25 protein-coding genes are annotated in these 22,521 nt (G+C 59.1%); 2 read left to right on the forward strand and 23 right to left on the reverse strand.

Going from position 1 to position 22,521, the window contains the following annotated elements:
• Positions 1-52 precede the first annotated feature (52 nt).
• Both ccmB and ccmA read right to left on the reverse strand, forming a co-directional pair.
• Positions 53-724 carry a heme exporter protein CcmB gene (gene ccmB / locus Q0V31_RS19225; RefSeq protein WP_298190582.1) on the reverse strand — a complete coding sequence of 224 codons (672 nt, stop codon included), beginning with the start codon at positions 722-724 and terminating at the stop codon, positions 53-55.
• The gene (gene ccmA, locus Q0V31_RS19230) at positions 721-1,356 is read right to left on the reverse strand and encodes a cytochrome c biogenesis heme-transporting ATPase CcmA (RefSeq protein WP_298190589.1); all 636 of its coding nucleotides are present in this window, start codon (positions 1,354-1,356) and stop codon (positions 721-723) included. The genes ccmB and ccmA overlap by 4 nt, the downstream gene beginning before the upstream one ends.
• A gap of 162 nt (positions 1,357-1,518) precedes the next feature.
• Between ccmA and Q0V31_RS19235 the strand changes: the two genes are divergently transcribed.
• Together Q0V31_RS19235 and Q0V31_RS19240 are read left to right on the forward strand one after the other, a co-directional pair.
• Complete coding sequence (locus tag Q0V31_RS19235) at positions 1,519-3,063, forward strand: flagellar hook-length control protein FliK (RefSeq protein ID WP_298190596.1); 1,545 nt, start codon at positions 1,519-1,521, stop codon at positions 3,061-3,063.
• On the forward strand, positions 3,060-3,386 hold the full coding sequence (locus Q0V31_RS19240) for an EscU/YscU/HrcU family type III secretion system export apparatus switch protein (RefSeq protein WP_298190616.1): 327 nt from the start codon (positions 3,060-3,062) through the stop codon (positions 3,384-3,386). Before Q0V31_RS19235 ends, Q0V31_RS19240 begins: the two co-directional genes overlap by 4 nt.
• Positions 3,387-3,409: 23 nt before the next feature.
• Here Q0V31_RS19240 and Q0V31_RS19245 read toward each other — a convergent pair whose 3' ends face one another.
• The 21 genes from Q0V31_RS19245 to fliM form a co-directional block, all read right to left on the reverse strand.
• On the reverse strand, positions 3,410-3,814 hold the full coding sequence (locus tag Q0V31_RS19245) for a DUF2802 domain-containing protein (protein WP_298190620.1): 405 nt from the start codon (positions 3,812-3,814) through the stop codon (positions 3,410-3,412).
• 3 nt (positions 3,815-3,817) lie between these two features.
• Positions 3,818-4,297 carry a chemotaxis protein CheW gene (locus tag Q0V31_RS19250; protein ID WP_298190628.1) on the reverse strand — a complete coding sequence of 160 codons (480 nt, stop codon included), beginning with the start codon at positions 4,295-4,297 and terminating at the stop codon, positions 3,818-3,820.
• Between the two features lie 106 nt (positions 4,298-4,403).
• Positions 4,404-5,243 carry a CheW domain-containing protein gene (locus Q0V31_RS19255; protein ID WP_298190636.1) on the reverse strand — a complete coding sequence of 280 codons (840 nt, stop codon included), beginning with the start codon at positions 5,241-5,243 and terminating at the stop codon, positions 4,404-4,406.
• Positions 5,244-5,330: 87 nt separating this feature from the next.
• Positions 5,331-6,119 (reverse strand): ParA family protein, encoded by a 789-nt coding sequence (locus Q0V31_RS19260; RefSeq protein WP_298190638.1) that lies wholly within the window; start codon positions 6,117-6,119, stop codon positions 5,331-5,333.
• 51 nt (positions 6,120-6,170) lie between these two features.
• Positions 6,171-7,040 carry a flagellar motor protein MotD gene (motD, locus tag Q0V31_RS19265; protein WP_298190640.1) on the reverse strand — a complete coding sequence of 290 codons (870 nt, stop codon included), beginning with the start codon at positions 7,038-7,040 and terminating at the stop codon, positions 6,171-6,173.
• Between the two features lie 12 nt (positions 7,041-7,052).
• Positions 7,053-7,793, reverse strand: a complete 741-nt coding sequence (locus Q0V31_RS19270; RefSeq protein WP_298190642.1) for a flagellar motor protein — start codon at positions 7,791-7,793, stop codon at positions 7,053-7,055.
• Entirely contained in the window at positions 7,793-8,908 is a 1,116-nt protein-coding gene (locus tag Q0V31_RS19275; RefSeq protein WP_298190644.1) for a chemotaxis response regulator protein-glutamate methylesterase, read from the reverse strand. The genes Q0V31_RS19270 and Q0V31_RS19275 overlap by 1 nt, the downstream gene beginning before the upstream one ends.
• 44 nt (positions 8,909-8,952) lie before the next feature.
• Positions 8,953-11,109: a chemotaxis protein CheA gene (locus tag Q0V31_RS19280; RefSeq protein WP_298190646.1), complete on the reverse strand. Its 2,157-nt coding sequence runs from the start codon at positions 11,107-11,109 to the stop codon at positions 8,953-8,955.
• Between the two features lie 11 nt (positions 11,110-11,120).
• Positions 11,121-11,909, reverse strand: a complete 789-nt coding sequence (locus tag Q0V31_RS19285) for a protein phosphatase CheZ (protein ID WP_298190648.1) — start codon at positions 11,907-11,909, stop codon at positions 11,121-11,123.
• An 18-nt stretch (positions 11,910-11,927) separates the two neighbouring features.
• Positions 11,928-12,302 (reverse strand): chemotaxis response regulator CheY, encoded by a 375-nt coding sequence (locus Q0V31_RS19290; RefSeq protein ID WP_298190650.1) that lies wholly within the window; start codon positions 12,300-12,302, stop codon positions 11,928-11,930.
• Positions 12,303-12,395: 93 nt separating this feature from the next.
• A complete protein-coding gene (gene fliA, locus Q0V31_RS19295; protein WP_298190652.1) occupies positions 12,396-13,142 on the reverse strand; it encodes an RNA polymerase sigma factor FliA in 747 nt (248 codons plus the stop codon).
• Positions 13,139-13,969 (reverse strand): flagellar synthesis regulator FleN, encoded by an 831-nt coding sequence (gene fleN, locus Q0V31_RS19300; RefSeq protein ID WP_298190654.1) that lies wholly within the window; start codon positions 13,967-13,969, stop codon positions 13,139-13,141. The genes fliA and fleN overlap by 4 nt, the downstream gene beginning before the upstream one ends.
• A 77-nt stretch (positions 13,970-14,046) precedes the next feature.
• Positions 14,047-15,345: a flagellar biosynthesis protein FlhF gene (flhF, locus tag Q0V31_RS19305; protein WP_298190656.1), complete on the reverse strand. Its 1,299-nt coding sequence runs from the start codon at positions 15,343-15,345 to the stop codon at positions 14,047-14,049.
• 15 nt (positions 15,346-15,360) lie between these two features.
• On the reverse strand, positions 15,361-17,484 hold the full coding sequence (gene flhA, locus Q0V31_RS19310) for a flagellar biosynthesis protein FlhA (protein ID WP_298191162.1): 2,124 nt from the start codon (positions 17,482-17,484) through the stop codon (positions 15,361-15,363).
• Between the two features lie 132 nt (positions 17,485-17,616).
• Positions 17,617-18,753 carry a flagellar biosynthesis protein FlhB gene (gene flhB / locus Q0V31_RS19315; protein WP_298190658.1) on the reverse strand — a complete coding sequence of 379 codons (1,137 nt, stop codon included), beginning with the start codon at positions 18,751-18,753 and terminating at the stop codon, positions 17,617-17,619.
• A gap of 3 nt (positions 18,754-18,756) precedes the next feature.
• Positions 18,757-19,533 (reverse strand): flagellar biosynthetic protein FliR, encoded by a 777-nt coding sequence (gene fliR, locus Q0V31_RS19320; RefSeq protein ID WP_298190660.1) that lies wholly within the window; start codon positions 19,531-19,533, stop codon positions 18,757-18,759.
• A 1-nt stretch (position 19,534) separates the two neighbouring features.
• Positions 19,535-19,804 (reverse strand): flagellar biosynthesis protein FliQ, encoded by a 270-nt coding sequence (gene fliQ, locus Q0V31_RS19325; RefSeq protein ID WP_090244862.1) that lies wholly within the window; start codon positions 19,802-19,804, stop codon positions 19,535-19,537.
• A gap of 2 nt (positions 19,805-19,806) precedes the next feature.
• The gene (fliP, locus tag Q0V31_RS19330) at positions 19,807-20,592 is read right to left on the reverse strand and encodes a flagellar type III secretion system pore protein FliP (protein WP_298190670.1); all 786 of its coding nucleotides are present in this window, start codon (positions 20,590-20,592) and stop codon (positions 19,807-19,809) included.
• Positions 20,592-21,023 (reverse strand): flagellar biosynthetic protein FliO, encoded by a 432-nt coding sequence (gene fliO / locus Q0V31_RS19335; RefSeq protein ID WP_298190675.1) that lies wholly within the window; start codon positions 21,021-21,023, stop codon positions 20,592-20,594. The genes fliP and fliO overlap by 1 nt, the downstream gene beginning before the upstream one ends.
• 2 nt (positions 21,024-21,025) lie before the next feature.
• On the reverse strand, positions 21,026-21,511 hold the full coding sequence (gene fliN, locus Q0V31_RS19340) for a flagellar motor switch protein FliN (protein ID WP_298190677.1): 486 nt from the start codon (positions 21,509-21,511) through the stop codon (positions 21,026-21,028).
• A gap of 35 nt (positions 21,512-21,546) precedes the next feature.
• Entirely contained in the window at positions 21,547-22,518 is a 972-nt protein-coding gene (gene fliM, locus Q0V31_RS19345) for a flagellar motor switch protein FliM (RefSeq protein ID WP_298190680.1), read from the reverse strand.
• Positions 22,519-22,521 lie beyond the last annotated feature (3 nt).

The raw sequence follows: 22,521 nt of genomic DNA on the forward strand, positions 1-22,521 counted from the left end.
CTGATCGCCGCGCTAGTAAGCGCCAGAGCAGCCGGCCATTCAGGCGTATTGTTTACTCAGCCACACTGATCGTCAGACCAGCGGCGATGGCAAAAGGTGTCAAGGTCACCGCCAATGCGGTGAGGCTGGCCAACCACAACAGGTGGCCGACCGCCGGCAATCCTTGCAGGCTGGCTTGTAACGCGCCGCTGCCAAGGATCAGCACCGGGATGTACAGCGGCAAAATCAGCAAGGCGAGCAACAGGCCGCCACGCTTGAGGCCTACGGTCAACGCTGCACCGACGGCCCCCAACAGGCTCAATACCGGCGTGCCCAGCAGCAGGGAAATCAGCAGCACCGGCAAGCAGCGCTCAGGCAACCCCAGCATCAGCGCCAACAACGGTGCCAACAGCACCAGTGCTAGGCCGGAAAACAGCCAGTGTGCCAGCACCTTGGCCAGAACCAGAAGAGCCAGGGGGTGCGGCGAAAGGACCCACTGCTCGAGTGAGCCGTCCTCGAAATCACTGCGAAACAGCCCGTCTAGCGAGAGCAGCACGGCCAACAGCGCCGCTACCCAGATCAGCCCGGGCGAAAGGCTTTGTAACAACTGCGTCTGCGGCCCCACCGCCAAGGGGAACAGGGCGATCACAATGGCGAAGAACACCAGCGGATTAGCCAGTTCGGCCGGGCGACGAAACAGCAAGCGCGCTTCGCGGGCCAGCAGCAGGGTAAAAACATTGCTCATGCTGTGCGCTGCCCCAGATCAAGCTGGCGATAACCGGCCGGTTTAACCTTTAACTCGTGGTGTGTGGTCAGCACCACCAAACCGCCTTGCTGACAATGCGCGGCCAGATGATGCTCCAACTGCGTCACAGCGGCCTTATCCAGCGCGGTAAAGGGCTCATCCAGCACCCATAATTTCGGCCCCGGCAAATACAAACGGGCCAACGCTACACGGCGCTGCTGCCCGGCGGACAGGGTGTGGCAAGGCACATCCTCGAAACCGCGCAAGCCCACCGCAGCCAGCGCCTGCCAGATCGCCTCACGCTCGGCCGGCTGATGCAGGGCACAGAGCCAAATGAGGTTTTCTTCGGCCGTCAGCAACCCCTTGATGCCGGCGGCATGGCCAATCCATAACAAATTACGCGCCAGTTCGGCACGCTGCGCCAGCAAGGGACGGCCGTTGAGGCGAATCTCACCGGCCGTCGGTTGCATCAAGCCGGCGAGCAAGCGCAACAGGCTGGTCTTGCCACTGCCATTTGGCCCGGCCACCTGCAGCATTTCGCTGGGAACCAGACGCACCTCCAGCCGCTCGAAGAGCATGCGCCAGTCTCGCTCACAGGCGAGCGCCACGGCTTCGAGAAGAGGACTGGTCAAGGCATCGGCACCTAAAAGGGATGGCAAAAGCGACTCAAGTCGGCGGAGTCTTGGCCGCTATACTGACGCAGTGCAACGCGTAGCCGACCCAGACGGGGCGCGATTATACATGCCAGCCCCCGCCTTCCGCAGTGGCCATTTTCGACAGGGTGTAACCTGCCAATGAGCGAAATCAGCAGTTCGCGGCCCCTTCCGCCGCCGCTTCCCAGCAGCCGCCCCAACGCCGTAGCGGCTGACCTGGCGGTGAAACTGCTGCAACCTCTGCAAGGCTTGCTGGCCAGCGGTGAAACCGCCAAAGCCGAAGTCATTGCCCTGAAGGAAATGGCGCAAAGCTTTCAGCTGCTGCTCAAGCTGACATTAGACAACGGCCGCCAGACCACCCTTGAAGCCAACAGTCCGCGACCTATCGCCCAAGGCACATCACTGGCGGTGACTGCACTCTCGGAAACCCGCCTGGCCCTCGCGGTACTGGCAGGTGGCGACAAGGCGCTGACCAGCCTGGACCTCGAAAAACTGCCCATCGGCACCCTGCTGCAAGGCAAGGTCGTGGCCCGCGAGCAGCTGCTGCAAGGCCGCTCACAGCAGGTGGCCTACAAGGTATTGGTCAACCTGCTCAACACACCGCTGGCCGGCAGCAAGCTCGCCCTGGAAACCCCGCTGGCGCTGCCGGTGGGCAGCCTGCTCAGCGCGCAGGTTCAGGGCAACCAGTCCTTGAGCTTCCTGCCGCTGAGCAGCCGCCTGGATCAACTCGCGCTGAGCCAGCAACTGGGTACGCAAAGTAATCGCCAAGGTTCGCTGGAAGGCCTTTTTAGTGCCCTGCAGGGCCTGCGCGGTAGCGCAGAGATGAGCGAGGGCCTGCGTACCAGCATCGACAAACTGTTCGCCACGCTGCCCGACGCGGCCCAACTGAGCAGCCCCAAGGGGCTGGCCATGGCCTTGGAGAACAGCGGCATTCTCCTTGAAAGCAAGCTATTGGGCGGCCAAGGCCAGGCACTACCAACCGACCTTAAAGCCAACCTGTTGCGCCTGATTACCCAATTACTGCCCAACCTTTCAACCGGCAACCCATTGGCCGCCGCCAATGCCAGCACTGCACTGGCCCAGGCCATGCCCGCCCTGGCCCGCGACCTACTCGGCAGCCTGGGTAAAGCCAGCAGCCGCCAACAAGCACTGAACTTCCCCCTGCCCTCGCGCCTGCTGCAGAACATGGACGGCGAGGCCGACCTGGAAACCTTGCTCAAGCTGGCGGCGGCGGCCATCTCGCGCCTACAAACTCATCAGCTCTCCAGCCTGGCGCAGAGTCAGGTCGGCCCGGACGGTAACCTGCTGACCACCTGGCAGCTGGAGCTGCCCATGCGTAATCAGCAGGAACTGGTGCCGCTGCAGGTCAAAATCCAACGCGATGAAGGCAACCCGCAAGACAAGTCCGAGAAAAAGGAAACCCTGTGGAAAGTCGAGCTGGCCTTCGACCTTGATCCACTGGGCCCCGTGCAGATCCTCGCGCAACTGGCCCACGGCCGCCTGTCCAGCCAGCTCTGGGCCGAACGCAGCAGCACTGTCAGCCTGATTGATGCTGAACTGGACAACCTGCGCCAACGCCTTAATGCCGCCGGCGTTCAGGTCGGTGAACTGGCGTGCAGCCAGGGCATACCGCCGCGCGGCCCACGTACAACCCTGGAACAACGCTGGGTGGATGAAACCGCATGAGCAAGACTGCGCCGCGCCAAGCCATCGCCCTCACCTACGATGGCAAAAATGCCCCTGTACTCAGCGCCAAAGGCGATGACGAGCTCGCCGAAGCCATCCTCGCCATCGCCCGCGAATACGAAGTACCGATTTACGAAAATGCCGAACTGGTGCGCCTGCTGGCGCGCCTGGAGCTAGGCGATGCGATACCCGAGCAGCTGTACCGCTGCATCGCGGAAATCATCGCTTTTGCCTGGTATCTGCAGGGCAAATCACCGGCAGGCAGTCAGCACGACGGCGATATCACACCGCCGCTGCGCCTACTGGAAGGCCCAGCGCACTGATTGCGAATCAAGAAGGGGGTCAATCAGGAGCGCTGCTGGCGGGCCTGCTGCATCTTGCTGACCAACTCAGCTTCAGCCTGGCTTAAGCCGCAGGACTGGGTCAGATCATCCACGCTGGCGCCCATGCCGGCCAAACGCGCGGCCTGGGTAAACGACAGGCTACTGGGATCACGCTGCTCAATCTGGCTAAGTTTGTCCGGCAGCGGCGCGACCACCCGGCGCAACTCATGCAACTCCTCGCCCATCTGCACACTACCGGTCAGGTAAGTATCCAGACGCCGGCTGAGCTCCTTGAGCCGCCGGTCACGCACGGCATCACGCTCGCCTTGCAGTTTGACCGCGTCACGCAGCTGCCGGGCCAGCCACATGCAGGCACCGACCAGCCCCAGGCAAACCAAGGCAAGGGCGACCAGCAGCGCTTCAAGCATGAGCTAGATGCTCTCCAGCTCGGACCACTCTTCTTCGCTCATCATCTTGTCCAGCTCAACCAGAATCAGCAGTTCGCCGTTCTTGTTGCACACACCCTGGATAAACTTGGCGGACTCGTCATTGCCGACGTTCGGCGCGGTTTCCACTTCGGATTGGCGCAGATAAACCACCTCAGCCACGCTGTCGACCAAGATCCCAACCACCTGCTTGTCGGCCTCGATAATCACCACGCGGGTGTTGTCGGTGATCTCGCTGGAGGCCAGGCCGAAGCGCTGACGCGTATCAATCACAGTGACCACATTACCGCGCAGGTTGATGATGCCCAGGACATAGCTCGGCGCACCCGGCACAGGGGCAATTTCGCTGTAACGCAGGACTTCCTGCACCTGCATCACATTGATGCCATAGGTTTCGTTGTCCAGGCGGAACGTTACCCACTGCAGGATCGGATCTTCAGAACCTTGTGCCGAACTTTTATTCATGTGCCTAACCTCGTCATGAACCGCTTGTGGCGGCGAGCGCGGGTGTCTGCCCGGCTGTCGTTACTATAAATTGCAAAGCCGTACACAGCGCACAGCCCGGCGTTAATCAGTGGCCCTGGTTGGCCGCCATACGCTTGGCACCGCCACTGGCGATCAACTCGGCCAGGGAGGCGATATCCAACAGGGCACACATGTGTTCGATAACCGTACCGGCCAGCCACGGACGCTGAGTTCGCTGGCTGCGCCATTTGACCTCATTCGGGTCGAGACGAATCGAGCGGCTGACTTGATGCACGGCCAGCCCCCACTCATAGCCCTGAACCGAAATTACGTACTGCAAACCTTCGCGAAAATCATCACGGTAACGGTCAGGCATCACCCAGCGCGCAGTATCCAGCACCTTCAAGTTGCCTGCCTGGCTCGGCAGTATGCCGAGAAACCAGTCGGGTTGGCCAAATAATGGCGTGAGTTCTTGGTCTTGCAGCGGATAAATCGAGCCCAGGCACACCAGTGGCACCGCCAGCGTCAAGCCGGCAACGTCGAACAGCAGGCATTCGAAAGGCCCCTGAGCCCACTCCGGCCGCCCTTGCAACTCCGTCTCGGGCACCATCAGCTGCTGGAGCGGAGCTTGCTCGACCTGAAGCACTGCTGCCGCCTCAACCACTGGCGGCGGTATCTCAACTCGCAGTTCAACTGGCGGCGTGGCAATCTCGACGGTGGGCAGGACTAACGGACGCGCAGCCAGTTCGGCCAACGGCTTGGCGGCCACAGCTTGTACCTGCGGCACTGCCCGAGCATCGCGGACCTGCTCTTCCAGCACCGCCGCCTCGAATTCATCCAGCGTAATACTATCGGCCAACTCAACCGCAGCCTCCTGCAGCAAGCTGTCCAGATAGGACTGCAAGGCCAGTTGCGGACGTGATGCGGTGGCGAGGGGACGATTCATCAATACAACCCGTAATAACAATCTGTACAGACTATCGGCCGCGCTAGCGCCAGACTTGAGCCGATATCTTCAACATAGCCGCTCACGTCAGGCGACCTGCGCGGCAAGCTGCTGCGCCAACATGTGCTTGAGCAGCGCCCGGTAGGCAATCACTCCGCGGCTATTTTTGTCGAATTGCGACGGCGTAAGGCCTGCCCGACTGGCATCGCGCAAACGCGTATCGACCGGAATATACGCCTGCCACAGATGCTCAAGGTAATTGTCGCGCAATACCCGCAAGGTGCTCATGGACGCCTGCGTGCGGCGATCGAACAGGGTCGGCACGATGGTGTAAGGCAGCGCCTGCTGACGCGAGCGGTTGATCATCGCCAGGGTATTAACCATTCGCTCAAGGCCTTTAACCGCGAGAAACTCAGTCTGCACTGGAATCACCAACTGCTGGCTGGCCGCCAGGGCATTGACCATCAATACGCCAAGCAAGGGCGGACTGTCGATCACCGCATGATCGAAATCCTCCCAAAGCTGCGCCAGGCTCTTGGCAATCACCAAGCCCAAGCCACTCTGCCCTGGTGACTGACGTTCCAGCGTGGCCAGGGCGGTGCTCGAAGGCAGCAAGGAAATACGCTCATGACTGGTCGGCAACAGCAATTGCTGCGGCAAGCCGCGCGGCACGCTGCCCTTGTGTTGAAACAAGTCGAAGCTACTGTGTTCCAGACTGTCCGGGTCATGCCCGAAATAACTGGTCATCGACCCATGGGGATCGAGGTCGACCACCACCACGCGTTTACCGGCATCGGCCAGCAGGCCCGCCAAGGCGATTGATGTGGTGGTTTTGCCGACGCCACCTTTTTGATTGGCTACTGCCCAGACTCTCATCGTTATCATCCTCCCGGTGCAGTTGATACCTGACCGAGAACGGGGCCACCCTTATGAGGCCGGCGACGGGGGATTGACGGCACCCGCTTGCGGGGCCGGCGCTGCCGGTGTTTCTGCAGGTTGCGTGCCAGCCCGCTTCAAGGCCGCATCGGGCTTGGCATTGGCGCTGCCGACACCACTCACGCTACGGCGCACATCGAGATTGCGCGATATTACCAACACCACCCGCCGATTACGCCCTCGCCCCTCGGCCGTGCTGTTATCGGCTACGGGCTGAAACTCACCGTAGCCCACGGCGGCCAAACGGCTCGGTTTTACCCCATCCATCGCCAGCATCCGCACGATGCTGGCGGCCCGGGCGGTAGAAAGCTCCCAGTTGGTGGGGAACTGCGCGGTTTGAATCGGCAGGTTATCGGTGAAGCCTTCGACATGAACCGGATTTTCGTAAGGTGCCAGAATTTTGGCTACCTTCTCGATAATAGCGAAAGCCGCATTGTTGGGTACCGCATCGCCACTGACAAACAGCAGGCTGGAGCTGAGCTCAATCTCGATCCATAACTCATTGCCACTGACCTTGAGCTGTTCGGACTGAATCAAGTCACCAAATGCTGTCCGTATGCTTTCGGCAATGCTTTCCAGCGAATCGGCAGCCGACAGCGCACTCTCTTCATCCACCAAGGCGCGATCCGGCTCGGTAGTACGCGGCCGCTCATCCCCCACCGGAATCGGCTTGATCGCCCGATCAGGCTGATTGAACACCCCGGTCAGGCTGTCTGAAAGGATTTTGTACTTGCCTTCGTTAATCGAGGAAATCGAGTACATCACCACGAAAAACGCGAACAACAACGTGATGAAGTCGGCATAGGACACCAGCCAACGCTCATGATTTTCATGTTCTTCTTGATGACGCCTGCGGGCCATGCGGTGCCTCCATCAGTCCATAAAGCCTTGCAGCTTCAACTCGATGGAGCGCGGGTTCTCACCCTCGGCAATCGACAATATGCCTTCGAGCAGCATCTCGCGGTAACGCGACTGACGCTGGGCAATGGCTTTGAGCTTATTGCCGATGGGCAACAGCAACAGGTTGGCAAAACCTACCCCGTAGATGGTGGCCACAAAGGCCACAGCAATTCCACTGCCGAGCATGCTCGGGTCGGCCAGGTTGCCCATCACATGGATCAAACCCATAACGGCACCGATAATGCCGATGGTGGGCGCGTAACCACCCATGCTTTCAAAGACCTTGGCGGCCTGAATATCACGGCCTTCCTGGGTGTACAGATCGACTTCGAGAATGGTGCGAATAGCCTCAGGTTCGGCACCGTCGACCAGCAGCTGTAAACCTTTACGGGCGAAGGGATCTACCTCGACATCGGCCACCGCCTCAAGCCCCAACAAGCCTTCCTTGCGCGCGGTCATGCTCCAGCCAACCACCCGGTTGATACCGCCAACCAGGTCGATGCGCGGTGGGAAAAAAATCCAGCTGATGATTGCCAGCGAGCGTTTGAACACATGTACCGGCGCCTGCAGGAATGCGGCACCCAAGGTGCCGCCGATCACGATCAGCGCCGCCGGCCCGTTGAGCAAAGCGGTAACATGGCCGCCCTCGAGGTAGTTACCGCCAAGGATCGCGACAAAGGCCAGAATGACCCCAATCAGGCTCAGTACATCCATTAAATGCAGGCCTCCACCAGATGCCTGCCGATAGCGTCCAACGGGTAGATGGCATCGGCCAGATTGGCTTTGACGATGGCCATAGGCATGCCATAAATCACACAGCTGGCTTCATCCTGCGCCCACACTTGGCTGCCCGTCTGCTTGAGCAGGCGCGCACCTTCACGGCCATCCGCACCCATCCCGGTGAGCACCACGGCCAGCACTTTATCCGCATAGGACTTGGCCACAGAGCCGAAAGTGATGTCGACACAAGGCTTGTAATTGAGGCGTTCATCGCCCGGAAGAATCTTCACCACGCCACGGGCATCAACCATCATCTGCTTGCCACCAGGGGCCAGGAGCGCCAGCCCAGGACGCACAACATCACCGTCCTCGGCCTCTTTGACGCTGATGCGGCATAGCTTGTCGAGACGCTCGGCAAAGGCCTTGGTAAATGCAGCAGGCATGTGCTGGATCAGCACGATCGGCGCCGGAAAGTTAGCCGGCAACTGGGTCAACACACGCTGTAGCGCCACTGGGCCACCCGTCGAGGTGCCGATCGCGACGAGCTTGTAGAGTTTGCGTTTGGGCGCAGCGCTGGTAACCGCTGGCGTAGATGCAGCTGGCGGACGCGCCAGCGAGCTGGCTGCCGGAGTGGAACGCACGGCCGGCCGAGGTTGCGCAACCGCTGTTGGCGCAGGCGCGGCCACGGGTTGCGCGCTCAGGCTGCGGCGGTTACTGCGAGCAATGGTGTGAATTTTCTCGCAGAGCAGCTGCTTGACCCGCTCGGGGTTGCGCGAAATGTCCTCGAAGTTCTTCGGCAGAAAGTCCACAGCCCCTGCTTCAAGGGCATCCAGGGTGACGCGCGCGCCCTCATGCGTCAGCGAGGAGAACATCAATACCGGCGTTGGGCAGCGCTGCATGATGTTACGCACGGCCGTGATGCCATCCATCATCGGCATCTCGTAATCCATGGTAATCACATCGGGCTTAAGCGCCTGCGCCTGCTCGATAGCTTCACGGCCGTTAGTGGCGGTACCGATGACCTGAATATTCGGATCGGCTGAAAGAATTTCCGACACGCGCCGACGAAAAAAACCGGAGTCATCAACCACCAACACCTTAACAGCCATAAACAACTCCTAAGCGACGCGAGCAATGCCCGCGCCGCGAACAATCAGATACGCCGCGCGTAGTGTTTGAGCATGCTTGGCACGTCAAGAATCAGCGCAATACGCCCATCACCAGTGATGGTCGCGCCTGACATGCCTGGCGTGCCTTGCAGCATCTTGCCCAGCGGCTTGATCACCACTTCTTCCTGGCCCACCAGCTGATCGACCACAAAACCAATACGCTGGCTGCCAACCGTCAGAATCACCACATGCCCCTCGCCCTGCTCCACGTGGGCGGCATTACCGATCAACCAACGCTTGAGGTAGAACAGCGGCAAGGCTTTGTCACGCACAATCACCACTTCCTGACCATCAACGACATTGGTGCGCGACAGGTCGAGGTGGAAGATTTCATTAACGTTGACCAGCGGAAAGGCAAATGCCTGATTGGCCAGCATCACCATCAACGTCGGCATGATCGCCAGAGTCAGCGGCACTTTGATAACAATCTTCGAGCCCTGGCCTTTGACCGAGAACACGTTGACCGTGCCGTTGAGCTGGTTAATTTTGGTTTTCACCACGTCCATGCCCACACCGCGACCCGAGACATCGGATATCTCGGTCTTGGTCGAGAAGCCTGGGGCGAAAATCAGGTTGTAGCATTCGAACTCGTTGAGACGGTCAGCGGCGTCTTTATCCAGCAGACCTTTCTCCACCGCCTTGGCGCGCAGTACGTCAGCATCCATGCCCTTACCGTCATCGGAGATCGACAAGAGGATATGATCGCCCTCCTGCTCAGCGGACAGCACCACCTTGCCGCCCCGCGACTTACCTGAGGCCTCGCGCTCTTCCGGGGTTTCAATACCGTGGTCAACCGCGTTGCGCACCAAGTGCACCAGCGGATCGGCAAGCGCCTCGACCAGGTTCTTGTCGAGGTCAGTTTCTTCACCGACCAACTCCAGATTGATCTCTTTTTTCAGGCTACGCGCCAGATCACGAACCAGGCGCGGGAAGCGCCCGAAGACCTTTTTGATCGGCTGCATACGGGTTTTCATCACCGCGGTCTGCAGGTCGGCCGTCACCACATCCAGATTGGATACGGCCTTGGACATGGCTTCATCGCCACTGCTGGAACCCAGGCGCACCAGGCGGTTACGCACCAGCACCAGCTCGCCGACCATGTTCATGATCTCATCCAGCCGTGCGGTATCGACCCGCACAGTGGTTTCCGCCTCGCTCGGCGGCGCGGCTTTTTCTGCTACGGGCGCGGCAACCGATACAGGCTTTGCCGCCGGTTTTGCAGCCACGCTGGAGGGCTCCGCAGGCTTGGCGACGGGCGCAGGCACAACGGGCTTGATCGCCTCAGGCTCGACAAATTTACCTTTGCCATGCAGCTGATCGAGCAGTGCTTCGAACTCATCGTCGGTGATCTCACCACTCGCATCTGCAGCAGGCTCAACCTGGGCTGCCGGCGCGACCGGCGCCGACACAGCCGGGGTCACGAACTGCCCCTTGCCGTGCAACTGGTCGAGCAGCGACTCGAACTCATCATCGGTGATTTCATCGCCAGCCGAAGATGCTGGCGATGAAACAGCAGGCGCTGCAGGTGTCGCGCTAATTTCAGGCGCTACGAACTGACCTTTACCGTGCAGCTGGTCAAGCAGGGATTCGAATTCATCATCGGTGATTTCATCGTTACCGGCAGCGCTGGAGACTGGCGCTGCAGGCTCATCCAGAGCACCAAGCAGTGCTTCGAACTCACTGTCGGTGATATCCCCAGAGGCCAGCACGGGCTCCGCCGGAGCCTCAACTGGCGCAGCCTGTTCAGCCCCCGCTGGCTCGGCCAGGCGCGCCAAGGCGGCCAGCAACGCAGGGGTGGCCGGGGTTAGATCGGTACGCTCACGCACCTCGGTAAACATACTGTTGACGGCATCCAGTGCTTCCAGCACCACATCCATCAATGCGGAGTCGACGCGCCGCTCACCCTTACGCAGGATGTCGAAGACGTTTTCTGCAATATGGCAACATTCCACCAGCTCATTGAGCTGGAGAAAACCGGCACCACCTTTGACGGTATGAAACCCGCGAAAAATAGCGTTGAGCAGATTCATATCGTCCGGACGACTTTCCAGCTCTACAAGCTGTTCGGACAATAAATCAAGAATCTCGCCGGCCTCTACCAGGAAGTCCTGGAGGATTTCTTCATCGGCGCCGAAGCTCATAAGACGTGCTCCTAAAATCCTAGGCTGGAAAGCAGATCGTCTACATCATCCTGACTGGATGCGACGTCTTCACGCTTATCGGCATGAATCTGCGGACCTTCACCGTGGGAAGGCTCTTTTTGTTTTTCTTGTTCGGCGCGAAGCAACTCGTGGTTGTGCTCAATGCCGGCGAACTGATCCACCTGGCTGGCCATCAACACCAATTTCAGCAGGTTGCTCTCGACCTCGGTGACCAACTGGGTCACGCGCTTGATCACCTGTCCGGTGAGGTCCTGATAGTCCTGAGCCAAGAGAATGTCGTTGAGGTGCCCGGAGATTTTCGCCCCGTCGCGCTCACTGCTGGCCAGAAACAACTCAACGCGCTTGGCCAACTCACGAAAACCATCGGCGCTCATCTCGCGGCGCATAAAGCGCCCCCAGTCGGCACTCAGGCTGTGCGCCTCATCACTGAGGCCATTCACCAGCGGTGCGCTCAACTCGACCAAATCCATGGTGCGATTGGCCGCTTTCTCGGTCATCGTCACCACATAATTCAGACGTTCGGTGGCATCGGTGATTTGCGACACTTCAGTGGCATGCGGCACACGGGGGTCAAGCTGAAAGTTGACGATGGCGTTATGCAGCTCACGGGTTAGCTTGCCAACCTCGTGATACAGACCACGGTCTCGCGCCTTGTTCAGCTCATGTATGAGCTGCACCGCTTCACCAAAGTTGCCTTGCTCGAGGCTGTCAACCAGTTGGCGAGCGTTGTGCTTCAGGGACGTCTCAAGCTCACCCTGAACGGAATCTTTACGTTCCATAGAACCTCATGGCAGACATCAGCCGTTGACCCGCTCGAATATCTTCTCAATCTTTTCTTTCAGTACCTGGGCCGTGAACGGTTTGACCACATAACCGTTAACCCCAGCCTGAGCGGCTTCGATGATCTGATCGCGCTTGGCTTCAGCAGTAACCATCAGTACCGGTAGGCTTTTCAGGCGCTCATCTGCACGCACGGCGCGCAGCAAATCGATACCGGTCATGCCTGGCATGTTCCAGTCCGTCACCAGAAAGTCGAAGCTACCGCTTTGCAGCATTGGCAACGCCGTAGTGCCATCATCGGCCTCTGCGGTGTTGGTGAACCCCAAGTCACGCAGGAGGTTCTTGATGATCCGTCGCATCGTTGAAAAGTCATCAACGATGAGGATTTTCATGTTCTTGTCCAAGTCGACCTCCGTACAGTCCCAGCGCACCCAGCAACCTGCATGCGCCTTTAATCGTGAAACCAGCAGCGTTAGCGAAGCAACTCAGCGTGCGCGCCACTCACCCAGGCGGGCGCGCAGACGAGCGGCACACTGACTGTGCAGTTGGCTTACGCGTGATTCGCTCACCCCCAACACTGCGCCGATCTCTTTAAGGTTCAATTCTTCATCGTAATACAGTGCTAACACCAAGCGCTCGCGCTCCGGCAGGTTGCCGATGGCATCCGCCAAGGCCGCCTGAAAGCGTTCATCTTCCAGATCACGAGAAGGTTCGAGGTGGTGGCTGCCAGCGTCTTCACCCAGCTCGCCATGCTCGCCGTCCTGTAACAGGTCGTCGAAGCTAAACAGGCGGCTGCCTAAAGTGTCGCCAAGAATGCCGTAGTAATCTTCGAGACTCAATTGGAGTTCGGCCGCAACCTCTTGATCTTTAGCGTCTCGGCCGGTTCTGGCCTCAACTTTTCGAATTGCATCACTGACCATGCGGCTATTGCGATGCACCGAACGCGGTGCCCAGTCGCCTTTGCGCACCTCATCGAGCATGGAACCGCGAATGCGGATACCGACGAATGTCTCGAAGCTGGCACCTTTACTGGAATCGTATTTTTTTGACGCTTCGAGCAAGCCGATCATTCCGGCCTGAATCAAATCGTCAACCTGCACACTGGCCGGTAAGCGCGCCAACAGGTGATAGGCAATGCGTTTGACCAGAGGCGCATAGCGCTCGATCAGCTGGTGCTGGGAATCCTGCGCCTGCGCTTTGCTATACATACGAAGTCCAGAGGCTGCTGTCATATGGCCGGGTCTGCAATCGGTTGCTGCACCAGACGCTCAACGAAAAACTCCAAATGGCCACGCGGGTTGGCCGGTAACGGCCAGGCGTCGACTTTCTGGGCTATCGCCTTGAACGCCAGTGCGCACTTCGAACGAGGGAAGGCTTCGTAGACCGCGCGTTGCTTCTGCACGGCCTTGCGCACTGATTCGTCGTACGGCACGGCACCGACATACTGCAGGGCAACGTCGAGAAAACGATCAGTGACTTTGGTCAACTTAGCAAAGAGGTTACGACCCTCCTGCGGGGTATGGGCCATGTTGGCCAAGACCCGAAAACGATTCATGCCGTGATCGCGGTTGAGCAATTTGATCAACGCATAAGCATCGGTGATCGAGGTCGGCTCGTCGCACACCACCACCAGTACTTCCTGCGCGGCACGGACGAAGCTGACCACGCCATCACCAATACCTGCGGCGGTGTCGACAATCAGCACATCGAGGTTATCGCTGATATCACTGAATGCCTGGATCAACCCGGCATGTTGCATGGGCGACAGCTGCACCATGCTCTGAATGCCTGATGCGGCGGGTACGATGCGAATACCGCCAGGGCCCTGCAGCAGCACATCGCGCAGCTCGCATTCGCCACTGATAACGTCTTCCAGAGTGCGTTTGGCACTAAGCCCCAACAACACGTCGACGTTGGCCAATCCCAGGTCGGCGTCCATCAACATGACCCGGCGTCCCAGCTCGGCCAAGGCCAATGCAAGGTTTACCGAGACGTTGGTCTTGCCGACGCCACCTTTGCCGCCGGTCACCGCAATCACCTGTACGGGATGCATACCCATAATTTCTAACACCTTGTCTAACTTCGACTGGAGCCACTTGGTCGGCTAAGCAGCGCTCAATTCCAACTACATTTCGCTTAACTAACGTGCCGTGCGGGCTGCTGGTAAAGGCCGGAAAACATCTCCGCCATCGTATCCTCACTCGGTTCTTGGGTCGCCTGCAGCCCAACGGCCCGGCTGACCAACTGATGACTGCGCGGAATCTGCAAATCATCGGGAATGCGTGGCCCATCAGTTAGATAGGCTACCGGTAGACGTTGGCTAATAGCCAGTCCTAAAACCTCACCCAAGCTGGTGGCTTCATCGGCCTTGGTGACAATACAGCCGGCCAGACCGCAACGCTTGTAACTATGGTAGGCGGCTTTGAGCACTTGACCTTGGCTGGTTGCGGCCATCACCAGATAGTTTTTTGCGTTGACGCCACGGCTGGCCAAAGCTTCCAGTTGCATGCGCAGCGCCGGATCATTGGCTGGCAGGCCGGCGGTATCGATCAACACCACACGTTTGCGCGCCAGCGGCGCCAGGGCCTGAGTCAACGACTGGCCAGGGTCGACCAGGGTGACCGGCACGTTAAGAATACGACCCAAGGTTTTGATCTGCTCCTGCGCGCCGATGCGGTAGCTGTCGAGGCTGACCAGGGCGATATGCTGTGCGCCGTACTTCAGCACGTAGCGAGCGGCCAACTTGGCTAGGGTGGTGGTCTTGCCCATGCCGGCGGGGCCCACTAGGGCAATCACCCCGCCGTCTTCCATGGGTTCTTGCTGCGGGGTCTTGATCGCATGAGCCAGATGCGCCAATAGCATGCGCCAGGCCTGACGCGGCTCGGCAATATTCGCGACGCGCTCAAGCAGCGCTTTCGACAGATCGGCAGAGAGGCCCATGCGTTGCAGACGACGCCACAGATTGGCTTGCTGCGGCTGGCGGTTCTGCAGCTGGCCCCAGGCAATCGAGCCCAGCTGCATTTCAATCAGTTCACGCAGGCCATGCAGCTCAAAGCGCATCGCGTCCAGAGCCCCCTGATCGGCGGCGGCGGACGATGAGCGCGCTGGCAGCAGAGCGTCAGCCAAGCTATCGCCTGGCGCGCTGGCCGCCGCGCCAAACAACTGGCGATCCTTACTGGCATCAACCTCAGTACGCGTGGTCAGCTCGGCCTGGGCGGTGGCGATTTTCGCCTGGGTCTTGCGCAATTCGGCTTCCAGTGCAGGATTCGGCTGGCGAGCGGGGGCAGCAGGCACTTGATAATCCAGCGCGGCAGTCAGCTCGACACCGCCGGCAACCCGGCGATTGCCAATAATCGAGGCATCGGCACCCAGCTCATCACGAACCAACTTCATGGCAGTGCGCATATCGGCGGCGAAAAAGCGTTTGACCTGCATGGCCTGTAACCTCGGTTAGTTCTGCCCCACCGTCGCAACGATGGTGACCTGCTTGTTATCCGGAATTTCCTGGTATGCCAGTACATGGATACTCGGAACCGCCAGCCGCGCGAATCGCGAGAGCATCGCCCGGACCGGACCGGCCACCAGCAGGATCACTGGCTTGCCGAGCATCTCCTGACGCTGCGCCGCCTCCACTAGGGATCGCTGCAGCTTCTCGGCCATGCCCGGCTCCAGGAGAATCCCATCCTCGGAGCCTTGACCAGCCTTCTGAATACTATTTAGCAATATCTGTTCCAACCTTGGCTCAAGGGTGATCACAGGCAGCTCCGGCTCTAGTCCCACAATGCTTTGCACAATGGCGCGGGCCAACGCGACGCGCACTGCAGACACCATCACGGCGGGATCTTGACTCTTCACCGAGACATTGGCGATGGCCTCGGCAATGGTGCGGATATCGCGCACCGGCACCTGTTCCTGCAGCAAGCTTTGCAGCACCTTGAGCAAGGTCGACAGGGAAATCATCCCCGGCACCAACTCCTCGGCCAGCTTGGGCGAGCTCTTGGCCAGCAGCTGCATCAATTGCTGCACCTCTTCATGACCAAGCAGCTCATGGGCATGCTTATGCAGGACCTGATTAAGGTGGGTGGCGACCACGGTACTGGCATCAACCACGGTGTAACCAAGCGATTGCGCCTGGTCACGCTGATTCGGGTCGATCCACACGGCCTCCAGGCCAAATGCCGGGTCCTTACCCGCAATCCCGTTGAGTGGACCAAATACCTGGCCTGGGTTAATCGCCAGCTCGCGATCCGGATAGACCTCGGCCTCGGCCACGCTGACGCCCATCAGGGTCAAGCGGTAGGCCGAGGGCTGCAGATCGAGGTTGTCGCGGATATGCACCGAGGGCATGAGAAAGCCCATTTCCTGGGAAAGCTTTTTGCGTACGCCCTTGATCCGCGCCAGCAACTGCCCGCCCTGGTTACGGTCAACCAGGGGAATCAGGCGATAGCCCACCTCCAGGCCAACCATGTCCACCGGGGTGACATCGTCCCAACCCAGTTCCTTGACCTCTTGAGCCTTCTGCGCTGGCAGCAGCTCCTGTTGGCGCTGCACTTCCTTGACTTCATTTTCTTTAGTCGTGCGCTGCTTGTTGGCGATCCAGTACGCAGCGCCAGCGGCCACCAGGCCCAAGCTGATAAAGGAGAAGTGCGGCATGCCCGGCACCAGGCCCATGGCGATCATCACCGCACCGGTCACCGCCAGCGCGCGCGGCGAGGCAAACATCTGCCGGTTGACCTGCGCGCCCATGTCTTCCGAGCTGGAAACGCGGGTCACCATGATCGCCGCAGCCGTGGACAGCAGCAGCGAGGGGATCTGTGCGACCAGGCCATCACCAATGGTCAGCAAGGTGTAGATACGCCCGGCGTCAACAAAACTCAGGTCATGCTGGAAGATCCCGATGGCGATACCGCCGATCAGGTTGATAAACAGAATCAGCAGGCCGGCAATCGCATCGCCGCGCACGAACTTGCTGGCACCGTCCATGGAGCCGTAGAAGTCGGCCTCCTGGGAAACCTCACTGCGCCGCAGCTTGGCCGTTTCCTGATCGATCAGGCCGGCATTGAGGTCGGCGTCGATGGCCATCTGCTTACCGGGCATGGCGTCCAGGGTGAAGCGCGCGCTGACTTCGGAGATGCGCCCCGCACCCTTGGTGACCACCACGAAGTTGATGATCATGAGGATGGCGAACACCACGATACCAACCACGTAGTTGCCGCCAATCACCACCTCACCGAAGGCTTGAATCACCTTACCGGCGGCATCATGACCATCCTGACCGTTAAGCAGCACCACCCGCGTGGAAGCGACGTTGAGCGCCAGTCGCAGCAGAGTTGCCGCCAGCAAAATGGTTGGGAAAACGGCGAAATCCAGCGGGCGCAAGGCATAGATCGCCACCAGCAACACCACGATCGACAGGGCAATACTGAAGGTAAACAGCACGTCGAGCAGGAAGGGCGGGATCGGCAGCATGACCATGCCGAGCATGACCAGCAGCATCAGCGGTATACCCAGGTTGCCCTGCTTTAACCCCGACAGGTTGCTGCGCACATCACCGATCATTTGTGAGCGATCTATTGCCACACCACTACCCCAGCCAGTTCAATCTTTTGACGCTGTGCGCGCCTCTGGGGAGGGAATTGCAAGAAGCTGTCCAACTTTGCCTGACGCAGGCAAACAATAGGTAAATGCGGTGATTGCGCTGAACGATCACTCGTCGCGGCGTAGATCCGGCGGGATAGGCATATCTGGCAGAGGGCCCGGACGCTTGCCTTTACCCGCCTGGTACTGGCGCAGTTGGTAGACATAGGCCAGCACTTGGGCAATCGCCAGATACAGCCCGGCGGGGATCTCCTGATCCAGCTCGGTGGAGTAAAACACCGCCCGCGCCAGCGCCGGAGACTCCAGCACCATGACCTTGTGCTCATTGGCGATTTCGCGAATCTTCAATGCGGTGAAGTCGCCACCCTTGGCCAGCAACATCGGCGCATTGCCCTTGGCCGGATCGTACTTCAAGGCCACGGCAAAGTGCGTTGGGTTGGTGATCACCACGTCGGCGTCTGGCACCGACTGCATCATGCGCCGCTCGGCCATTTCCCGTTGCAACTGACGAATACGCTGCTTGACCTCCGGCTTACCCTCGCTGTCCTTGTACTCGTCGCGCACTTCCTGCTTGGTCATCATCAGCTTCTGCTTGCTGCTCCAGAGCTGGAACGGCACGTCTACAGCCGCAATCAGAATCAACCCGCAGGACATCCACAGCGCGCTCCAGCCCACCACTGTCATCGAGTGCATAATCGCCGACTCGATCGGTTCATGGACAATCGCCAGCAGGTCATCCTGCCAAGCCGACAACACCGTAACTCCTACCAGCAGAATCAGCACGAACTTGGCCAGGGCCTTGAGCAACTCAACCAGCGCCTGGGTGGAAAACATGCGCTTAAGCCCCGCCAACGGATTCATCCGGCTGGCTTTAGGGGCCATGGCACTGGCAGAAAACAGCCAGCCACCCAGGGAGATCGGCCCGACAATCGAGGCAATCAGCAGCAGGATAAACAACGGGAACAGTGCCTCAAGGGCAATTTGCCCGGAAGCGGCAAGCCACAACCCCATGCTGCGCTCATCCATGATGACCTCGCGGGGCAGGGAGAAATTGCCATGCATAATTTCCAGCATGGAGTTACCCATGCTGCCGCCAAACGCCAGCAGGCCGCCAAAGCCGCCAAGGGTTACGGCGAGAGTATTAAGCTCTTTGGAGCGGGCGATTTGGCCCTTCTCACGGGATTCGCGTAAGCGTTTCTCCGTGGGTTCCTCGCTTTTATCGGCACCGCTCTCGGATTCGGCCATGGATTAACCCGACCTCGCCATTTCACGGAGAAACCGCAAAGCCTCGCTGGCGAACACTTGGTACTGGGCAAGAATATCGCTCATGCCAATCCACACGATCACCAACCCCAGCACCAGGGTCAGCGGAAAACCGATGGAGAAGATGTTGAGTTGCGGCGCGGCGCGGGTCATGACCCCAAATGCTAAGTTGACCACCAGCAGCGCCGTAATCGCCGGCAGTACCAACAACAAGGCAGCCCCGATGACCCAGCTCAATTTATTGGCAATTTCCCAGTAGCTGTCCACCAAAAACCCGCCGCCGACCGGCAAGGTAAAAAAGCTTTCGGTGAGCACTTCGAACACCACCAGGTGAGCGTTCATGGCGAGGAACAGCAGCGTCACCAGGATCATAAATACCTGACCGATGACCGGCACTGAAATGCCGTTGGCTGGGTCAACCATAGAGGCGAAGCCCAGGCCCATTTGCATGGCCACAATTTGCCCGGCGATGGCAAAAATCTGGAAAAACAACTGCAAGACAAAGCCCAGCATCACGCCAATCAGGATCTCTTGAGCGATCCAGATAACCGCCTGCACGCTGATGGCATCGACCACCGGCATCGGCGGCAGCGTCGGCATGATGGCCAGGCAAATAGCCACAGCTAAATACAGACGCACCCGCGTCGACACCAGCTGGGTGCCGATGATTGGCATAAACATCAACAGCCCAGCAATGCGAAACAGCGGCAGCAGAAAGCTGCCCACCCAGGCACCGACCTGCTCGTTGCTTAGCTCAAGCATGTCAGCCGATCAGCTGCGGAATGTTCATGATCAGGTTCTCGGTGTATTCCATCAGCTCACGCACCAGCCAAGGGCCGGCGAAGATCAGCACCAATAAAATAACCAGCAGCCTCGGCAAAAAGCTCAGGGTCTGTTCGTTGATCTGCGTGGCCGCCTGAAACATTGCCACCAGCAGCCCCACAATCAAGCTGGGTACAACCAGGATCGCGACAATGCTAGCGGTCAGCCACAAGGCACCGCGCACAATATCCACTGCGACTTCAGGCGTCATGGCTAGGTGCCTCCGAAGCTGGCGGCCAGGGTGCCCATGATCAGCGCCCAGCCATCAATCAGCACAAACAGCATGATCTTGAATGGCAGGGAAATGATCAGCGGTGAGAGCATCATCATGCCCATCGCCATGAGGATACTGGCCACCACCATGTCGATAATCAGGAACGGGATAAAGATCATAAAGCCGATCTGGAAGGCGGTTTTCAGCTCGGAGGTGACGAAGGCCGGCACCAGAATGGTCAGCGGCGCATCTTCTGGCGTGGCGATATCGGTACGTTTCGACAGGCGTACAAACAGCTCCAGATCGCTTTCGCGGGTCTGCGACAGCATAAAGTTCTTGATCGGCCCTTCGGCCTTGAGAATCGCATCCTGCGCCGGCATCTGCTCGCTCAGGTAGGGCTGCAGGGCTTCGCGGTTAATCTGCTCGAATACCGGGGCCATGATAAACATGGTCAGAAACAGCGCCAGGCCAACCAGTATCTGGTTCGACGGCGTCTGCTGCAGCCCTAGAGCCTGACGCAAAATCGAGAAGACGATGATGATCCGAGTAAAGCTGGTCATCAGCATGACAAACGCCGGGATAAAACTCAGCGCCGTCATGATCAGCAGAATCTGCAGGCTAACCGAGTATTCCTGCTGCCCTTCGGTATCGGTACTCAGGGTGATCGCCGGAATTGACAGGGGGCTGCTGCCCGACTGAATCAACGTGCTGGCAGTCGGCGGATCGGCGGCGAGCGCAAGCGAAGCCCCAAAGCTAAAAATCAGTACCAGCAACACACGCAGCATCACAACTTGTCCTTCTGGTCCTTGCCCAACAGCTCCATCAGACGCTGGGCGAACTCGGTCGAAGCTGGCTCGGCATCCGGCAAATGCACCGGTTCCTGCATAACATGAAGCGAGGTGATGTTGCCTGGTGTCAGCCCCAGCAACACCTGCTCATCACCCACCTGCACCAGCACCAAGCGATCACGCGGCCCCAGGGACTGGGTGGCCACGATTTTAATCACCTGGCCACCACGCGGCACAATCTGCTGCACCCGGCGCATCAGCCAGGCCAGCAGAAAGATCAACCCAATCACCAGCAGCAAGCCCAGCAATAGCTGCACCAACTGTCCACCCATCCCGGCACTGGCAAGCGGTGTAGCCGTTTGTGCGGCGGGTTCAGCAGCCATTGCCGTCAAGGGCAAAGCCAGGCCCAGCAGAAGGGTTCTATACATGCTTAGCGCAACTTCTTGATGCGTTCGCTGGGGCTGATCACGTCGGTCAGGCGAATGCCAAACTTCTCATTCACCACCACCACCTCGCCGTGAGCAATCAGGGTGCCGTTGACCAGAACATCCAGTGGCTCACCGGCCAGACGATCCAGCTCAATCACCGAGCCCTGGTTCAACTGCAGCAAGTTGCGAATGGTGATATCGGTATTGCCGACTTCCATGGAAATCGACACCGGGATATCCAGAATCACATCCAGATTCGGCCCATCTAGGTTCACTGGCAGATTCATCTTCGGCGCACTACCAAACTCCTCCATGGGGGCGCGCGGAACCGCCGGCGCGGAATTGCTCGCGGCGAGCATGGCGTCGATATCATCCTGCCCGGCATCGCCGGCCTCGGACAATGCAGCTGCCCACTCATCCGCCAGCGCCTGTTCTTCAGGGGAGCTGGCTTCTTCGCCGTCTTCTATATTTTCGTTTGCGTCTGCCATGGTTCTTCCTCGGCTGGCGTGAATAGGGTTAGCAGTTAACGCAGACGCTCGATCGGGTCGATCACCTGCAACGCCAGGTTGCCTTTATGGGCACCTAACTTGACCTTGAACGAAGGCACACCATTGGCACAGAGCACCATATGGTCTGGCAGCTCAACGGGAATCACATCCCCCGGCTGCATATGCAAAATGTCGCGTAATTTAAGCTGGCGCCGGGCCACGGTGGCACTCAACGGCACACTGACGCCGAGGATGTCTTCACGCAGGGCCTTGATCCAACGCTCATCCTGATCGTCGACATCGGACTGGAAGCCAGCGTCGAGCATCTCGCGAATCGGCTCAATCATTGAGTACGGCATGGTGATATGCAGGTCGCCGCCGCCGCCATCCAGTTCGATATGAAAGGTCGACACCACAATCACTTCACTGGGGCTGACGATGTTGGCCAGCGCCGGATTGACTTCCGAATTGACGTACTCGAAGTTGATATCCATCACCGCGTGCCAGGCTTCTTTCAGGTCGATAAACGCCTGATCCAGCACCATGCGCACCACACGCAGCTCGGTCGGAGTGAACTCACGCCCCTCAATCTTGGCGTGACGGCCGTCGCCGCCAAAGAAGTTGTCCACCAGTTTGAACACCAGCTTGGCGTCCAGAATAAACAAGCCGGTGCCGCGCAGCGGCTTCATCTTCACCAGGTTGAGGCTGGTCGGCACATACAGCGAGTGCACGTATTCACCGAACTTCATCACCTGCACGCCGCCCACCGCCACATCGGCGGAACGGCGCAGTAGGTTAAACATGCTAATGCGGGTATACCGGGCGAAGCGCTCGTTGATCATCTCCAGCGTCGGCATACGCCCACGGACAATCCGGTCCTGGCTGGTCAGGTCATATTGCTTGACGCTTCCCGGTTCGGCCTCGTCCTCGGTTTCAACCAAGCCGTCATCAACACCATGCAGCAGGGCATCGATTTCATCTTGGGAAAGCAGGTCTTGCACAGCCATATG

The sequence above is a fragment of the uncultured Pseudomonas sp. genome, from assembly GCF_943846705.1.
Lineage (GTDB): Bacteria > Pseudomonadota > Gammaproteobacteria > Pseudomonadales > Pseudomonadaceae > Aquipseudomonas.

Excerpts from the sequence above, each read along its gene's own strand:
- ccmB (WP_298190582.1), bottom strand. The coding sequence starts at position 724 with ATGAGCAATGTTTTTACCCTGCTGCTGGCCCGCGAAGCGCGCTTGCTG.
- Q0V31_RS19235 (WP_298190596.1), top strand. The coding sequence starts at position 1,519 with ATGAGCGAAATCAGCAGTTCGCGGCCCCTTCCGCCGCCGCTTCCCAGC.
- Q0V31_RS19240 (WP_298190616.1), top strand. The coding sequence starts at position 3,060 with ATGAGCAAGACTGCGCCGCGCCAAGCCATCGCCCTCACCTACGATGGC.
- Q0V31_RS19245 (WP_298190620.1), bottom strand. The coding sequence starts at position 3,814 with ATGCTTGAAGCGCTGCTGGTCGCCCTTGCCTTGGTTTGCCTGGGGCTG.
- Q0V31_RS19250 (WP_298190628.1), bottom strand. The coding sequence starts at position 4,297 with ATGAATAAAAGTTCGGCACAAGGTTCTGAAGATCCGATCCTGCAGTGG.
- Q0V31_RS19255 (WP_298190636.1), bottom strand. The coding sequence starts at position 5,243 with ATGAATCGTCCCCTCGCCACCGCATCACGTCCGCAACTGGCCTTGCAG.
- Q0V31_RS19260 (WP_298190638.1), bottom strand. The coding sequence starts at position 6,119 with ATGAGAGTCTGGGCAGTAGCCAATCAAAAAGGTGGCGTCGGCAAAACC.
- motD (WP_298190640.1), bottom strand. The coding sequence starts at position 7,040 with ATGGCCCGCAGGCGTCATCAAGAAGAACATGAAAATCATGAGCGTTGG.
- Q0V31_RS19270 (WP_298190642.1), bottom strand. The coding sequence starts at position 7,793 with ATGGATGTACTGAGCCTGATTGGGGTCATTCTGGCCTTTGTCGCGATC.
- Q0V31_RS19275 (WP_298190644.1), bottom strand. The coding sequence starts at position 8,908 with ATGGCTGTTAAGGTGTTGGTGGTTGATGACTCCGGTTTTTTTCGTCGG.
- Q0V31_RS19280 (WP_298190646.1), bottom strand. The coding sequence starts at position 11,109 with ATGAGCTTCGGCGCCGATGAAGAAATCCTCCAGGACTTCCTGGTAGAG.
- Q0V31_RS19285 (WP_298190648.1), bottom strand. The coding sequence starts at position 11,909 with ATGGAACGTAAAGATTCCGTTCAGGGTGAGCTTGAGACGTCCCTGAAG.
- Q0V31_RS19290 (WP_298190650.1), bottom strand. The coding sequence starts at position 12,302 with ATGAAAATCCTCATCGTTGATGACTTTTCAACGATGCGACGGATCATC.
- fliA (WP_298190652.1), bottom strand. The coding sequence starts at position 13,142 with ATGACAGCAGCCTCTGGACTTCGTATGTATAGCAAAGCGCAGGCGCAG.
- fleN (WP_298190654.1), bottom strand. The coding sequence starts at position 13,969 with ATGGGTATGCATCCCGTACAGGTGATTGCGGTGACCGGCGGCAAAGGT.
- flhF (WP_298190656.1), bottom strand. The coding sequence starts at position 15,345 with ATGCAGGTCAAACGCTTTTTCGCCGCCGATATGCGCACTGCCATGAAG.
- flhB (WP_298190658.1), bottom strand. The coding sequence starts at position 18,753 with ATGGCCGAATCCGAGAGCGGTGCCGATAAAAGCGAGGAACCCACGGAG.
- fliR (WP_298190660.1), bottom strand. The coding sequence starts at position 19,533 with ATGCTTGAGCTAAGCAACGAGCAGGTCGGTGCCTGGGTGGGCAGCTTT.
- fliQ (WP_090244862.1), bottom strand. The coding sequence starts at position 19,804 with ATGACGCCTGAAGTCGCAGTGGATATTGTGCGCGGTGCCTTGTGGCTG.
- fliP (WP_298190670.1), bottom strand. The coding sequence starts at position 20,592 with ATGCTGCGTGTGTTGCTGGTACTGATTTTTAGCTTTGGGGCTTCGCTT.
- fliO (WP_298190675.1), bottom strand. The coding sequence starts at position 21,023 with ATGTATAGAACCCTTCTGCTGGGCCTGGCTTTGCCCTTGACGGCAATG.
- fliN (WP_298190677.1), bottom strand. The coding sequence starts at position 21,511 with ATGGCAGACGCAAACGAAAATATAGAAGACGGCGAAGAAGCCAGCTCC.
- fliM (WP_298190680.1), bottom strand. The coding sequence starts at position 22,518 with ATGGCTGTGCAAGACCTGCTTTCCCAAGATGAAATCGATGCCCTGCTG.